The sequence below is a fragment of the Tenacibaculum sp. 190524A05c genome (assembly GCF_964036595.1).
In the GTDB taxonomy this organism is placed as follows: domain Bacteria; phylum Bacteroidota; class Bacteroidia; order Flavobacteriales; family Flavobacteriaceae; genus Polaribacter; species Polaribacter platacis.
Map to the genome: position 1 here is coordinate 1672915 of NZ_OZ038523.1, position 15871 is coordinate 1688785.

Here is a 15871-nt window from a genome sequence, read left to right on the forward strand (position 1 = left end):
AGCCTATCTACCTTTTACTGCTAGTATCATTTTCAACTTATTCCTATTCGCAATATCAATAACTCTCATTACGTTTTTATACGGGACATTCTGATCTCCCCTGATAACAACAGTTTTTTCTTTATTCGTACCTACCTTCAACAACAATTCTTGTTCCAAATTTGTTGACGAAACTTTAGATTTATCAATAAAAAAATCTGAATCCTTAGTAATTGTTACTGCAACTGACGTATTATTCTCTGTTTTCCCGCCTGCTTTTGGCAATAAAACATCGATAGCACTTACTGTAACCAATGTAGATGTCAACATGAAAAATATCAATAACAGAAAAACTATATCTGTCATTGACGACATGTTGAAATTTGGATCTACTTTATTTCTTCCTCTTAAATTCATTATACAGGTTCATTTAATAAATCTAAAAACTCAACAGACTTTGCTTCCATCTGATATACAACCTTATCTGTTCTAACCACTAAATGGTTGTATGCGATATAAGCAACAATCCCAACAATTAATCCAGCAACAGTTGTTGTCATTGCGGTGTATAATCCATCAGATAACATTTTGATATCAATCTGTCCACCTGAGTTTGCTATTTCGTGAATGGCAACAATCATTCCTATTACCGTTCCTAAAAACCCAATCATTGGAGCCGCACCTGCAATTGTAGCCACAACAGATACGTTTTTTTCAAGCTTATAAATTTCAAGTTTTCCTGCGTTTTCTATAGCGGTATTTATGTCATCTAAAGGTTTTCCTATTCTGGAAATTCCTTTCCCGATTAATCTAGATGTTGGAGTATCTGTATTTGTACACAATGCTTTGGCCGCATCAATATTTCCATTCAGTACGAAATCACGAATTTGATTCATAAAATCTTTATCAACCTGTGAAGCTGCTTTAATTGCAAAGAATCGTTCAAAATAGATATATAAAACAACTCCTAACAACACAAATAAAAGTGCTATTATGATTTGACCTCCAAGACCTCCGTCTTTTATTAATTGAATGATTGATAATGTTTTTTCTTGTGTAGCTTCTTCTAAAACTTCTTCAGCGACTTCTTGAATAAATAAAAGCATAAAACAGATTTAATGTTTTTCGTAAAACGTTTTCTTTTGATTAAAAGTATAAAAAATAAATCCTGAATTCTAAAAAACTCAGGATTTTAATTAATATTTATGAGTTGTATTCCTACAACATAATTTTAACTAATATATAACCTAAACCACCTAATACAATAGTATAAGGTAAAGCCATTTTTACCATTTTTCCGTATGATAAATTAATTAACGGAGCTAATGATGATGTTAGTAAAAATAAGAATGCGGCTTGTCCGTTTGGCGTTGCAACACTTGGTAAATTTGTACCTGTATTAATTGCAACTGCTAACTTTTCAAAATGCTCTCTTGTAATTACACCATTTTTAAATGCACTCTCTACTTCTCCTACATAAACTGTAGCAACAAATACATTATCACTAATTGCAGATAAGAATCCATTTGCGATGTAAAATAAACCAGGCTGAGAAGCTGGATCTTGCTGTAAAGCCCAGTCGATAATTGGCTTAAATAAATGTTGATCATGAATCATTGCAACAATTATAAAGAACACTACAAGTAAACCTGTAAATGGTAATGCTTCTTCAAATGCATGACCTAATTTGTGCTCATCAATAATTCCCATGAAAGCAGTTTGAACAATAATTAATGCTAATCCGATAAATCCTACTGGAGCAACATGTAATGCTAATCCTAAGATTAACAAAATTGCAGAAACACCCTGAACGTAAAGCCCGTACTTTTCTTTATCTGTACGTTTCTTATCTTCCTCAATCGTATAACTTTCAATAATTTCAGCAGCTGCTTTAGGCAACTTTGCTCCAAAACCGAACCAACCTGTTGTTTCTAGGACAACCGTAGTTAATAATCCTGCAGCCAAAACTGGAATTGTAATTGGTGCCATTTTTAAGAAAAACTCCACAAAGTCCCATCCTAATCTCTCTCCGATTAGTAAGTTTTGAGGCTCACCAACCAATGTACATACTCCACCTAAAGCAGTACCAACAACTCCGTGCATAATTAAACTTCTTAAGAAGCTACGGAATTGCTCTAATGTTTCACCACCTAACTCCTCTCTATCCAAAATTCCATCATCATCATAATCTGCAGAAGCCTGTGAGTTAATTTTATGGTACACTCCATAAAAACCAACAGCTACACTAATTAAAACTGCAGTTACTGTTAATGCATCCAAGAATGCAGATAAAACTGCCGCTAAGAATACAAAAAGTAATGAAAGAATAAGTTTTGATTTTATTTTAGTGAATACTTTACTGAAAATATACATCAGTAATGGTTTCATAAAATAAATTCCCGCTACCATAAATACAAGTAACAAAACCACCTCTAAGTTTTGATCTACTTCATGATATGCGTTTTTTGGTGTTGTTAACCCAAGAGCAAGTGCTTCAATGGCTAACAATCCACCAGATTGTAATGGATAACATTTTAGTGCCATGGCAAGTGTAAAAATAAACTCACCAATAAACAACCAAGCAGTGATGGTTTTTCCTAATGCAAAAAAGGAAAATACATTAAAGATTAAGAAACCTATCATGGTCATTTTAAACCATTTGGGGCTATTTCCTAAAAAATGTTTAAACATAATTAATTTGATTTTTTTAAGTTAATTCTTTGAGAGCAATCTCAAATGCTGTCTCACTTATGCTCGTTTTAGACGTGTTTTTTGCATAAGCGATTTCAAGAGCTTTACGAATAGTATTTGAAGTATCTTCGAAAATTGCTTCATCATCCATAGAAACTCTTTTTTCCATGAAATAAGCAAAAACTCTTGCCATTCCACAGTTAGATATAAAATCTGGGATTAAACTCACCTTCTTATCAGTTTCCTCCATAATAGGACCAAAGAAAATCTCCTTATCTGCAAATGGCACATTTGCTCCACAAGAAATTACTTCTAATCCTGTATTTATCATTTGATTTATTTGCTTTTCTGTTATTAAACGAGAGGCAGCACAAGGAGCAAAAATTTCACAAGGTAAATTCCAAACTCTTGCATTCATCTCTTCAAATGGAATCATATGTTCAGAAACTAAAGTATTACCATCTTTATTTAAGAAAAGCTCTTTTATTTCTTCAAAAGTGAATCCTTCTTCATTGATAACTCCTCCTACTCTATCAATAATTCCTACTACTTTCGCTCCCATTTGAGCTAAGTAATATGCAGCCGCAGATCCAACATTACCGAATCCTTGAACAACAGCTCTCTTTCCTACTACATCACCTCCATAAATAGAATAATAATGTTTAACTGCTTCTGCTACTCCGTAACCTGTAATCATATCGGCTACAGTATATTTTCTTTGAACTGATGGTGAATAGTTTTCATTCTCTAACACCTTAATTACACCATGACGTAATTGTCCGATTCTATTAATTTTATCAGCTTCTGTTGGTTTAAAATGACCATTAAAAACTCCTTCTTGCGGATGCCATACTCCACTTTCTTCAGTAATTGGGATTACCTCATGAATTTCGTCTACATTTAAGTCTCCACCTGTTCCGTAGTAATTTTTCAATAAAGGAGCTACTGCATTATACCATCTTCTTAATACTCCTTCTTTTCTTGGATCGTGCGGATCGAAATTAATTCCTGATTTTGCACCTCCAATTGCAGGACCAGATACTGTAAACTTCACTTCCATTGTTTTTGCAAGCGACATTACTTCGTACTTGTCTAATCCTTTACGCATTCTAGTTCCACCTCCGGCAGCTCCGCCACGTAATGAATTGATTACTGTCCATCCTTCAGCCTCTGTTTCAGAGTCTTTCCAATTAAAAACTATTTCTGGTTGTTTTTCTTCGTATTTTTTTAATAATTCTTTCATGATTTAAAATAAGTTTTGGTTTGTTTAAAAGTTAGGTTGTGTGTTTCGTTATTTTAAAATCATGTAAGCTAAAGTTGAGTCATTTCTGTTTTTTTTAAATTTTTATCTTATCTGGCAAACTTACCAAAAAAAATATCGTTAAGTATTACAAATATGTATACAAAATTCATTAAACAATTTGAATTATTGTTTCCAATTAATCCGGTGCTAATTTAACAAGGAAACTTTTTAAACCCAAAAAGTTTCCCGAGTTTTTATTCCTTTTAACATTTTTTTATTATTTCAAAATAATTTCTACGTTTTAGGAATAAAACACTTCCCTGAGGAATGATCTTTTATCGCACCAGTTACGGAACTCAAACAATTGATTTCATTGTTATCCTTCAATACACCAAGAAACGCAAATATTAAGGCTTCCTTGAACTCTATGATGTCCGTATCAGCCATTTTAATTTTATTATTTGAACATCGTTCAATCTCCTTCATCAAAAAGCTATTATACGTTCCTCCTCCAGTGGATAAAACCTTTTCAGATGTATCAAAAATCTTACCAATTTGCTCCGCCGCATGTGTTACAAATGTTCTTAAAATTGTTGGAACATCTGTTTCCAAATTGTTAATTATCGGGAAGACAATTTGTTGCACCCATTCTAACCCCAAAGATTTAGGTGGATTTTTTTTATAAAACGCTAAAGAATTTAATTCCTTTAATAATTCCTCATTAATTTTTCCAGTAGCAGCTATTTTTCCTCCTTCATCATATTCTAAACCAATTTTCTTGGTGTAATGATTCATCACAATATTTACAGGACAAATATCAAAGGCAATCCTTTTTCCATTTTTCTTGAAAGACACATTTGCAAAACCTCCAAGATTCAAACAAAAGTCATATTCGGAAAACAGCAATTCATCACCAATTGGCACTAACGGAGCTCCTTGTCCTTTTAATTCAACATCTTGAGTTCTAAAATCGCAAATAACCTTACAATTTGTAACATCCGCTAACTTTTGTCCATCTCCAATTTGTAGCGTAATTCCTTTATCTGGTTGATGAAAAACCGTATGTCCATGCGAAGCAATAAAATCAACATTACTAATATTATGCTCTTTTATGAATTCATTCGTCATTTCTCCTAAGAGTTCGCCATACTCAATATGTATGCGATTCAACTGCTCTTTTGACTTGTGAATTGCATGTTGCAACGTTCCCTTCCAATACGCTGTATATGATCTTGTTGCACCCTTAAGAATTTGAAAATCTTTATAGTTTTTTTGATTAAATTTCACATAAACTAAATCTAATCCATCTAGTGAAGTTCCGGACATTAATCCGATCACATATTTATACTCATTCTGCATAATGTAAAATTATAAAAGCTTTTGAAAAAATAATATTAAAGGAGTATCTTTGGAAACATTTTTTAAGAATAATTTATAACTACAACGATATAGAATGGATTTTAATCTTACAGAAGAGCATTTAATGATACGTGACGCTGCTCGCGACTTTGCACAAAATGAATTATTACCAGGTGTTATTGAAAGAGATGATAAACAAGAATTCCCAGATGAATTAGTTCGTAAAATGGGAGAACTTGGATTTATGGGTGTAATGGTAGATCCAAAGTACGGAGGAAGCGGAATGGACACTATTTCTTACGTATTAATTATGGAAGAGCTTTCTAAAATAGACGCTTCTGCTTCTGTAATGGTATCTGTAAACAACTCTTTAGTATGTTACGGTTTAGAAGCGTACGGAACTGAAGAGCAAAAACAAAAATATTTAACAAAGTTAGCTACTGGTGAATCTATTGGTGCTTTTTGTTTAAGTGAACCAGAAGCTGGATCTGATGCAACCTCACAAGCAACTACTGCAGAAGATAAAGGAGACCACTACTTATTAAACGGAACTAAAAACTGGATTACAAACGGTGGGCGTTCTGATGTGTATTTAGTAATTGCACAAACAGATAGAGAAAAAGGACACAGAGGAATTAACGCTTTTATCGTTGAAAAAGGAATGGAAGGATTCCATATTGGACCAAAAGAGGACAAATTAGGAATTCGTGGTTCTGATACGCACACTTTACAATTTAACGATGTAAAAGTCCCTAAAGAGAATAGAATTGGTGAAGATGGATTTGGATTTAAATTCGCTATGAAAACTTTATCAGGAGGACGTATTGGTATTGCTGCTCAAGCCTTAGGTATTGCTTCAGGAGCTTACGAATTAGCATTAAAATATTCTAAAGAGCGTAAAGCTTTTGGAACTGAAATTTGCAATCACCAAGCAATCGCATTTAAATTAGCTGATATGTATACTGATATTACAGCTGCTCGTCATTTAGTAATGCAAGCTGCTTGTGATAAAGATGCTGGTAACAACTACGATCGTTCTGGAGCTATGGCAAAATTATATGCTTCTAAAGTAGCAATGGAACACACTGTTGAAGCTGTACAGATTCACGGTGGAAATGGTTTCGTTAAAGAATACCATGTTGAGCGTTTAATGCGTGATGCAAAAATTACTCAGATTTATGAGGGAACTTCTGAAATTCAAAAAATTGTAATTTCTAGAAGTTTAATTAAAGAATAGTTTACAACTAGATATATATTATAAAAAGCTCATCAATATTGATGGGCTTTTTTTGTTATTGCCATCTTTGTATTAAATATGTAAATCTTTCGAATAAAAATTATATAAAATGAATAGCTCTGCTTGAAATTCAATCTGATTAATTATCTTTCCAAAAACAATGAAAAGGGATTTGACTTCTTACATCGAAAAATCTATTCACAAATAAATTGACAAACTAAAAGATAAATGACAAACCGGAATTTAACTGCACTGATTTTAAGAATCGCTGGAATTTATTTATTCACTAAAATTTTTGACCATTTTGGCTCTTATTTCTTATCCGTTTATGGAACTGTGATGATGACTCGACTTGAAGAATCCTTAAGTGAACCAATTGATAAATTCTATTTCAATGGAACATTTTTGACAATTATTAATATCGTAATTTCTGTATTTCTTTTCATAAAAGCTGAATGGATCTCTAAAAAACTTGTAAAGTCAGAAAGTGAAATCAAAACCGAACTGAATCCAAAATCACTCACAAAAGTGATTCTATTGACAGTAGGAGTTATTTGGTTATCGCAAATAATTTATTTTCTTCCCGACTTTATAGAATATTGCATAAGCTTAATTTCAAAGATTAATGGAAATGAAGAAACAGAATTACCTGATTTTGCTTTAATCAGATATATTCTAAAATTAATCATGACCTTAATAATACTCTTCCGTATTGGAAAAATATCTAATTGGATAATAAAGAAAATATGATTACTGATATAAACAAAGCTTGGAATTGGAAAGGATTTAATGCTAATGAAGTGATTCTTACGAATGATTTTGGTAATGTGATTTTCAAAACTGACAACAACGAATATTGGAGAATATGTCCAGAAGAAATTAGTTGTGAAAAGATTGCACAGTCGGAATTAGAATTTGATCGACTTTTGACTGACACTGAATTTATAGAAGATTGGCAAATGTTAGCTCTTATTAAAATCGCGAAATCTGAGATCGGAGAATTAGAAGTGGGACAAAAATACTGTTTGAAAATACCAGCAGTTCTTGGCGGAGAATATGAAAAATCCAATATTGGAAAAATAAGTTTTATTGAACTAATTTTATTTAGTGGAGACTTAGGTTTTAAAATAAAAGATTTAAAAGACGGACAAAAGATAGAACTTAAAACTAGAGACTAATTTGTTTTTCCTTGCTTCTCGTGAAATTCCGTCTTATTAATTATCTTTCAGAAACTATGGGAAAAACTAAAGGGTATTACGAATAAAAATCAAAAATAAATTATGTGATTGTGTATAATAAAATCACCTAAGTAAAATTTTATCTCGAAATGAAACTAGCCTTTTCAACTGTAAAAAATATACAAATAAACTTTTACGGTTACTTATATTAGGATTTATAATAACCCTTATATTATCCGCTTGGAAAGCTGAAATAATATACATCGGATTCTATATATTCATTTGGGGAATTATTCCATCTGCGTTTATTCTTATAATTGACTCTTTTGTAAATAAATATAATCTCTTTAAGAAATAACTCTTTACAATCACACAAATGAAATACCTCAATTTAATTTTAGTATTAATATTTTACTCTTGCTCAAGTAAACAAAATAAGATTGATATTAATGGGCTAATAGTAGATCCAACAATTACGAATGAAGTTGAAAAACATATATCTCAACCACTAGAGTGGAAAGATTCAGGAGACTTTATGCAAGTCTATGGGAATAGTTTAAGCATAGAAGGTTATGAAAATGATAGCCTTGTAATTTCAAGTACTGACTTCTCCAAAAAATTACCTTTTAGATCATTCTATTTGTGGGATAAGGATACACTAGGAATTAATGGAGCATATGGACTTTTTGGAGGTACTGGATTTTATATTAAAATTGCTAATAAAAAAGCTAAATTATTTCATATGTTGAGTTCCGATGATTTTCCTACTTATGCATATAAAGAAAAAGATAGTTTGATCATGAGATTAGAAGTTCCTTGTACTGACACGAAAATTGTGCTTTCAGAATTACCTGATTCAACAAAAAATCGCATTATCTATGGATTTGTAGAATTTAAAAGTGATAGTTTCTATTCGGTCTCAGATGTTTTTATTAAAGGCGAAAAACCACAAAGAAAAAAAATTAGAAACAATATGAAAATTTACTTTAAAAGTGGATTATTGAAAATTAACTAATAAAATGAAATAAGCTAAGGAAGTGCAGTATTAGATCGAACTGAATGCTTATTAAGAAAATTCAATCTTATTAATTATCTTACCGAAACATGGAAAACGACTTACATTTTTTTGCTAGAAAAAATTATACACAAATACATTGGATTTAATGCGAATGAAACATATTAACTCTATTTTATTATTTCTGATTTTAACAAGTTGTTCAACTTCAAAAAAACTGACTAAAGTAAATTCTCAACCTACAAAATTTGTCTTCAAGAAATCTATGTTTTTCTCGATAAACGGAGCTATTGAATTCAAACCAAAAGCGGATTCTTTAATGAATAGAGAAACTAAGAAATTACAAATATCTGAATTCCTTACTCAGACACCAGAAACAGAAATTCATATTAAAATAGAAAATGATTCTATTTGGCGTCATATCGAACAATACGGGAAAATGATTGGGGATTATTTGATGGTTGAAAAAAGTAATGGAATTTTAAACTATTATGACAAATCAAAAACTGTGAATTACAAAAAGTATGATTTATTTGCTAAAAATCACAAATATGAGATACTTGAAAACAGAAAAGACAGAAAAAAAATAAATGGATATGATTGTTACAAACTAACTTTGATTAAACAAGATATCAAGAACGATTTAGTAAATACGATTTACGAAATGTATGTTACTAACCTAATTGAATTACCTATTCATTCTGTTGTAAATATAACCAAACTCGTTCCTAACACTTTTCCTATGGAAATTATAATTTCAGAAAAGAATCTATCTGGAATATCTGAAAAATATGAATTATTAAGAACAAAATAAAATAGTACTAAACCCAACAAAATGTATAATTAATTGCGACTGTCCCGAAGCTTCGAGACCTCATCGGAAAAGAACCGAAGTTCTTTGTCAATAGACAAAGTAAACACAAAAAACATGATAAAAAATTATGAAAAAGATTAGAATGATACTAGTAAGTTTATTTTTCTATTCCAGTATTATTGCTCAAAACCCTGAGAACATTTCGGATAAAATTAATCACTTATATAATTATATTCCTTCAAGTTTAAAAACTAAAAGCTTTGTTTCTGACTTCGAGAAAAAACATCAAATAAAGATCAATAAAATAAATAGTTTATTGGCTTTTGGAGTATACTATGATGAATTAAAACTTAATGATAATGATGTCCATACATTAGAGAAGCACATACATAAGTTGGCTATCGGGCTATACAATGATGGAGTTCAACTACTTTTAAAAGGAGTTTCCGCACACGGTGGAACTTATTTCTCTTCTGAAATCATTAAAGGAAAAAAGATTGATGTTTTAGTATTTCGTTATGGAAATATGATCAAAAATTATAAAGTAATTTCCATAATTTTTGAAAAATTCAACCAAAAAATGAAAGAGAAAATTATGAATAGTGTTTCCCAACATTAGTTAAAAAATATTGCTCAATGAGTTTTCTCTGTACAAACAACTTATCGAACGAATTTCCGATACAATATTTATTAACTTTATGCTTAAACAAAGATTAAGATTCTATAAAAAATTAGTCGTAATAAAAAATGCATCAAAAAATAGACACAATAGATAAAAGTGAATATCAACAAGTAGTAGATCTTTGGGAATCTTCAGTAAGAGCGACTCACAACTTTTTAAAGGAAGAGGATATCCAATATTTTAAACCTCTAATTTTAAATACATACTTAGATGCAGTTGAATTAAGATGCATAAGAAACAATGAGAAGAAAATAATTGGCTTTCTTGGTGTAGCTGAACAAAATTTAGAAATGCTTTTTATTGATCCAGAATATCGAGGAAAAAAAATTGGAAAAAACTTGTTGAATTATTCAATTACCAATTTAAATGTTACCAAAGTTGATGTTAATGAGCAAAATGAACAGGCCGTAGGATTTTACAAGTATTGCGGATTTGAAGTAATTGATCGTTCTGAATTGGACTCCACAGGAAAACCTTATCCAATATTACACATGGAATTGAAAAAATAAAACTAGTGGTATTAGTTATCTTTAAGTAACAAAGAAAAAGAACTTTATTACTTTTCCAAATAAACGAAAGTAAGCACAGAATAAATTACTAATAATGAAAAGGGAAATATTTTTTATTTTAATTTTATTTACACTTAATATATCTGGACAAACTAAAGAAACTGAAAATTTAATCAATCAAATTGCAAATGACTTAGTTCCTGATGATTTTGATTATTATTATATAAATCCTGTTAGTTTAAAAGAACAAATAAACGATTCACTCCAATATTTTCATCTATTAAAACTGAAATTGGTTGACAAAGAATTCCCCATCGATTTAGCCTATACACCCTATCACGAAACAACAAATTGGAAAGAATACAATTTAAAAAATGTAAAATTTCCGTCTGATGAATATCATAATAAATCCTCTCCACCTAATTCATTAGAAGTGAAATTTATACGCTATAATATTCCAGAAAAAACTTATGATAGTTTAGTTGCCATTAAAACACCTCATACCTTACTAGTCAAAAAAAAATGGTACTGGAATAAAAATAAGATCTGGACAAATAATAACTTTAGAACTGAACTAAACAAGGCTTGGGAAAAAGACAAAAAAATAAATATTGAAGAAAAAGTATATTTTAATTTTTCGAAACCACTTTTTTCTAAAGACAAAAAATACGCTAGAGTTTCTGTTAAAGTGATTAAACGCTGTAATGGATATGGTTTCACGGCCATTTATGCAATGATTAAAGGAAAATGGAAAAATTTAATTGAATACAATGAAACTAAAATAAATTCCTTTTCTACACACAGAAAATGTGAAGAGATAATGATAACAATAAGAAATTAATCTTATCTATGGTATTTCTACGCCAAAATGAAGGAACTTCCTTCCTTTTATTACGAAAAAAAATCACATCAATAAATTGTAGTTTATTCAGAAAAGACTATATAAAATGACAAAAAATGCGTTTATAAAATCCGTTACAAATTTGCTTATAAATCATACCAGAGTTTTAGTATTATTACGAATTCCAAATTCAGGAAACAATAGACATTATTTCTTTATTGAAAACTTAAATGATTTAACAGACCTCATAAATGAGTGCAATACAAGTGACTCAATAACAGTATTTAAATCAGTCAAAGAGTTTAAAAGTGGATTAATTACTAAAGACTTTATCAAAGGAATAGTAAAATCTAAAAACCAAGACAAATTTAATCCTGAATTACTGATTGTAAATAGTAACTATGTAGAATATAAAACAAATAAAAATACTGAATGGGATGTTGCGGAAAATTCAAAAGAACTTGAAGAGATTTTGAGAGATAATCTAGGAACTAAAACAACTATAATATCAGAACCAGATTTCTCCGATGAATCAAATACATTTCATTTATATGTTCCAAATAAATTAGGATTAAGTAAACCTGGAGGATCGTATTAAAACAAACTAACTCTAACACGACGAATAATTAGTTTAGTTTGTCACTAAACTTAGGAACCTTGGAGAAAATTCAATCTTATTAATTATCTTCCCATAGCATAGGAAAAGAACACTTCCTCTAACCCAATTGATAAAACAACAGTTTGCTAACAAGCCCGAAAATGAATCTCTTTAGAAAAAATAGAAATAAAAACTGGTTAATAAAGTTATTCAAAATAACCGATAATAAAACTGCGCAATTGTTTGATATGCAAAAGTGTTCAAAGAAAAAATGACTTTCAACTAAAATTAATTTTTATAGAAAATTGAAACCTATAACCTTTAAACAACAGCTTCACAAATACGCTCGGTATCATTAAATAAATCTGCTATGAAAATAAACTTATCATCAATTACAACATCAAAAGAATATTTCCAATATGTATGTAATTTAATTGGAGAACACTATAAATCAAGGGGATTTAAATATTCATCATCTAGACCAAAAATTTCTTATACAAGTGAAGATATTAAATTAGAAATTTCATTTTGGTCAAGTAGATCAAATGAATTTGGTGAATATATTAATCTAGAAATTATTCCTCGTTTTTTCTCGATTAAACTTAAAAATGTAAAAAAAGGATATTTATTTAGTAATACTTCGATATTATTAAAAAAATACAGCGATGATAAATCAAGAATAAGAGTTATTCACATATATGGAGAAACAATTGAACAGAAGGATGAATATTCGCGAGAATCAGTAATTAAAGAGAATAATCATTGTAATATAAACTATTTTACAGAAACAAAATTTAACAAAATCATAGATTTCATAGACAGTAAAATTATTTATTGGATTGAGAGAATAAAATCAGAAGAAGGAATTTTAGAATTGACTGAAAATATTCCTGATTCAGTATCATATTACCTAAAAGAGAGTCCTAACTTTATAAATTATTGTGAAATTAACTTTCCAGACATTAACATTAAACAAAGATTAGGAATAGCAAAAGATAATCAATAAGTTAGCCAACAAATTCCGAAATTTAATAAGCTAACAGACTTCTTTATTAAGTATAATCTTTTTAATTATCTTTCGGTAACATCTAAAAATAACTAAACAACCTTTTCCGAAAAAAATCATAAACAAATAGACAAGCATAAATTAAAAACAAGCTATGGGAATTTTTGACATTTTTAAGAAAAAACCAAAATTTATTGATGGTTTATTTGGAGAATTAAACTATACAACCTTCCAAAATTCTTCTAAAAATTTTTACGACGGACAAGTAATTTTTCAGGAAACACTTATAGGAATTAATATTGATGCTGATGAAAATGGGCCTACTAAAGAACAAAAAGAATTCTTCGAAAAGTTGAATAAAGAGTATAATGAAATCAAAGAAAACATAATCTTACCATTTTTAAGAAATGAACTGGAAGATAATCTTGAAGATGCGGGACTAAATAACTTTGATGATCAATTTGAATTTGACGGAATTTCAATTGGACGGATTAATAATGAAAAAACAAATTGGTCAATTTCTTTTGAATCAAAACCAATGAGACACTATGTTTCGATTGACTTTGAAGGAATGACTCCTAAACACATGACAATTGACGGTTAAAACAAACTAACTCTAACAAGGTGGATAATTAATTTAGGTTGTCACTAAAATAAACTTCCTATCGTTTCAAACTCTTTTTTAAATGAAACTGTAACCTTTAGTTCGTTAATCCAGTCAAACTGAAAATTACTAACACTAAATTGCTACACGATGAAATTTTCAGATTCACTTAAATATTTTGGAATACTAATTATTGCAACGTTTCTAACCTTTTTCTTTCATGAAATGAGTCATTGGATTGCCTATGAATTATTAGGATATGAAGCTGGTTTCACACTAAACGGTGCATCTGTTAAAGACTCTGCAATTAAACTTTCTAAACTTCATCGAATGATTACTAGTGCAGCTGGACCATTATTTACAATCATTCAAGCAATTATAGTTTACTTGATTTTGAAAAAGAATAAAAACATCTTCCTCTACCCTTTTCTATTTCTTCCTTTTATTATGAGATTAGGAGCAGCTTGGGCCAATCGATTTCAACCCAACGATGAAGGAAGAATTAGTTTAGATTTAGGCTTAAATCTTTATTTTATTTCATTTATTGTAGTTTTACTCTTATTCTTTTTAGTAGCAAAAATTTCTAAGAAGAATAAAATATCTATTCTTTTTAATAGTATAACATTTATAATTTCTATTCTACTTCTTTTCGCGCTTGTGTTTATTGATTCAAAGTATAAAATACGATTTGTATAAAACTAAATCGTGAAATCCCAAGAAGAGTTATTCTTCCAAACTTTTGAGTAACTTTACAGTAAAAGTTGGGAAATAACACATTGCTGTAATGAATAAACTTAAGTTCTGTATTTCATTAAGAGAAAAGGATTATCAAAAAACGAAATAGTTAAAGAATTAATAAAACATGGATTCGAAGAATCTGAACTGGATTATTATTTAAAAAAGTCTAACGAAATTTATTTAAATCAGTTATTAAATAACAAGCCTACTGTTGTTAAGAAAAAAGCTAGCCGAACATTTAAATCATTTATCTTAATCGCAAGTTTAGTCCTACTCATTAGTATGCTTATGGGGTATGCTACAATTGGACTAATAGGTCTCTTTCTCTTTTGGAGTTTAATAAAATTTAGTTCATCTCGTTAAAAAATCACTTTAATAACACCTAATTGAAAAAGTCAATATATTATCATCCAAAAAGATCTGCGATTCTAATTCTTCTTCTTTTTATTAGTGGAATGCTAATCGGGAAATTCACTCAAAGATTCCGATTCTCTGAGTATAGATGGATCTATCAATTTGGTAGTCTTTTGAACATTTTAGTTACAACTGGTTCTCTTTTATGGTCATTAATTCACCCTTTAATGATTTGGTCTGAAAATAAAAAGATTGGAAAAAGCATTTATTATGGATGATAATTGGAATGGGTCCTTTTCTTTATTTAGTAATTGCTTTAAACTTTTGAGTAACTTTACGGTAAACAAATCACTACATATGAAAAAGTTCAGACTAACATATTATTTATTCCTTATTTCCTTAACTTTATTTTGTTCTTGTGAAACAAATATTTTTGGAGAATCAGAATATCATAAATTCTCTAACCTAGACTATCAATATATTCCTGAAGTATATAAACAAACAGATAAAATAATTGAGTTTATAAATCAAAACAACGAAACTGTACAACTTAAAAACTTCTCTTACAGAATAGTTAAAGAATCTTACGGTGGACTTCTTTCTGAAGGAGAAAGTTTTTATTATGATAAATTATGGATTCAGTTAATTCTTGTTGATGCCTATTCTAATTGTCAGAATCTCGATATCAGTATTTCCAAATCTGAAAAAGGTGATCTCTTCCATAGAGTTACTATACCCAAATTTACAGGCACTTCCTGTGGCGGAACTGTTTTTCAATTTAGATCTCCTGAAACTACAGAATATTCTAAAGTGGATATGACTATTAATAACCAAGTTTACAATGATGTATTAGTACTAGAATCTTCAGGAAACATAAACAATTATTTTAGTATGTACAAAAACTCTACAATACATAAAATTTATTATGATTTGAAATATGGTGTAATTGGATTCGATGATACAACGAATAACTTAGAGTTTAGAATTAAAAACTAAAGCCTTAAAAAACATAACGAATTATTC

General features: G+C 29.6%; 19 protein-coding genes. 14 read left to right on the forward strand and 5 right to left on the reverse strand.

Features of this window, described 5'->3' with window-relative positions; translation table 11 throughout:
* Positions 1–3: 3 nt before the first annotated feature.
* The 5 genes from ABNT61_RS07145 to ABNT61_RS07165 all read right to left on the reverse strand — a co-directional run bounded on the left by ABNT61_RS07145 (position 4) and on the right by ABNT61_RS07165 (position 5272).
* Complete coding sequence (locus ABNT61_RS07145; protein ID WP_348724129.1) at positions 4–396, reverse strand: biopolymer transporter ExbD; 393 nt, start codon at positions 394–396, stop codon at positions 4–6.
* Positions 396–1085 carry a MotA/TolQ/ExbB proton channel family protein gene (locus ABNT61_RS07150; protein WP_348745395.1) on the reverse strand — a complete coding sequence of 230 codons (690 nt, stop codon included), beginning with the start codon at positions 1083–1085 and terminating at the stop codon, positions 396–398. The genes ABNT61_RS07145 and ABNT61_RS07150 overlap by 1 nt, the downstream gene beginning before the upstream one ends.
* 112 nt (positions 1086–1197) lie before the next feature.
* Positions 1198–2670: a sodium/proton antiporter NhaB gene (gene nhaB / locus ABNT61_RS07155; RefSeq protein WP_348745396.1), complete on the reverse strand. Its 1473-nt coding sequence runs from the start codon at positions 2668–2670 to the stop codon at positions 1198–1200.
* A gap of 16 nt (positions 2671–2686) precedes the next feature.
* The gene (locus tag ABNT61_RS07160; protein ID WP_348724125.1) at positions 2687–3913 is read right to left on the reverse strand and encodes a Glu/Leu/Phe/Val dehydrogenase dimerization domain-containing protein; all 1227 of its coding nucleotides are present in this window, start codon (positions 3911–3913) and stop codon (positions 2687–2689) included.
* A gap of 294 nt (positions 3914–4207) precedes the next feature.
* Positions 4208–5272 (reverse strand): anhydro-N-acetylmuramic acid kinase, encoded by a 1065-nt coding sequence (locus ABNT61_RS07165; protein ID WP_348745397.1) that lies wholly within the window; start codon positions 5270–5272, stop codon positions 4208–4210.
* A gap of 94 nt (positions 5273–5366) precedes the next feature.
* Between ABNT61_RS07165 and ABNT61_RS07170 the strand changes: the two genes are divergently transcribed.
* The 14 genes from ABNT61_RS07170 to ABNT61_RS07235 all read left to right on the forward strand — a co-directional run bounded on the left by ABNT61_RS07170 (position 5367) and on the right by ABNT61_RS07235 (position 15844).
* Positions 5367–6509, forward strand: coding sequence for an acyl-CoA dehydrogenase (locus tag ABNT61_RS07170; RefSeq protein ID WP_348712988.1), 1143 nt, complete (start codon positions 5367–5369; stop codon positions 6507–6509).
* Positions 6510–6737: 228 nt separating this feature from the next.
* Positions 6738–7259, forward strand: a complete 522-nt coding sequence (locus ABNT61_RS07175) for a hypothetical protein (RefSeq protein ID WP_348745398.1) — start codon at positions 6738–6740, stop codon at positions 7257–7259.
* A complete protein-coding gene (locus ABNT61_RS07180; RefSeq protein WP_348745399.1) occupies positions 7256–7687 on the forward strand; it encodes a T6SS immunity protein Tdi1 domain-containing protein in 432 nt (143 codons plus the stop codon). The genes ABNT61_RS07175 and ABNT61_RS07180 overlap by 4 nt, the downstream gene beginning before the upstream one ends.
* Before the next feature lie 376 nt (positions 7688–8063).
* Positions 8064–8702, forward strand: coding sequence for a hypothetical protein (locus tag ABNT61_RS07185; protein ID WP_348745400.1), 639 nt, complete (start codon positions 8064–8066; stop codon positions 8700–8702).
* 154 nt (positions 8703–8856) lie between these two features.
* Positions 8857–9516 (forward strand): hypothetical protein, encoded by a 660-nt coding sequence (locus tag ABNT61_RS07190; RefSeq protein ID WP_348745401.1) that lies wholly within the window; start codon positions 8857–8859, stop codon positions 9514–9516.
* Between the two features lie 142 nt (positions 9517–9658).
* On the forward strand, positions 9659–10135 hold the full coding sequence (locus tag ABNT61_RS07195) for a hypothetical protein (RefSeq protein ID WP_348724113.1): 477 nt from the start codon (positions 9659–9661) through the stop codon (positions 10133–10135).
* A gap of 128 nt (positions 10136–10263) precedes the next feature.
* Positions 10264–10707, forward strand: coding sequence for a GNAT family N-acetyltransferase (locus tag ABNT61_RS07200; RefSeq protein ID WP_348745402.1), 444 nt, complete (start codon positions 10264–10266; stop codon positions 10705–10707).
* Between the two features lie 94 nt (positions 10708–10801).
* Positions 10802–11548 carry a hypothetical protein gene (locus tag ABNT61_RS07205; protein ID WP_348745403.1) on the forward strand — a complete coding sequence of 249 codons (747 nt, stop codon included), beginning with the start codon at positions 10802–10804 and terminating at the stop codon, positions 11546–11548.
* A gap of 106 nt (positions 11549–11654) precedes the next feature.
* Positions 11655–12146 carry a hypothetical protein gene (locus ABNT61_RS07210; RefSeq protein ID WP_348745404.1) on the forward strand — a complete coding sequence of 164 codons (492 nt, stop codon included), beginning with the start codon at positions 11655–11657 and terminating at the stop codon, positions 12144–12146.
* A 370-nt stretch (positions 12147–12516) separates the two neighbouring features.
* A complete protein-coding gene (locus ABNT61_RS07215) occupies positions 12517–13152 on the forward strand; it encodes a hypothetical protein (protein WP_348745405.1) in 636 nt (211 codons plus the stop codon).
* A 154-nt stretch (positions 13153–13306) separates the two neighbouring features.
* Entirely contained in the window at positions 13307–13756 is a 450-nt protein-coding gene (locus ABNT61_RS07220) for a hypothetical protein (protein WP_348745406.1), read from the forward strand.
* A 150-nt stretch (positions 13757–13906) separates the two neighbouring features.
* Entirely contained in the window at positions 13907–14452 is a 546-nt protein-coding gene (locus ABNT61_RS07225; protein WP_348745407.1) for a hypothetical protein, read from the forward strand.
* 428 nt (positions 14453–14880) lie between these two features.
* The gene (locus ABNT61_RS07230) at positions 14881–15126 is read left to right on the forward strand and encodes a hypothetical protein (protein WP_348745408.1); all 246 of its coding nucleotides are present in this window, start codon (positions 14881–14883) and stop codon (positions 15124–15126) included.
* A gap of 79 nt (positions 15127–15205) precedes the next feature.
* Positions 15206–15844: a hypothetical protein gene (locus ABNT61_RS07235; RefSeq protein ID WP_348745409.1), complete on the forward strand. Its 639-nt coding sequence runs from the start codon at positions 15206–15208 to the stop codon at positions 15842–15844.
* The last annotated feature ends 27 nt before the right edge of the window (positions 15845–15871 follow it).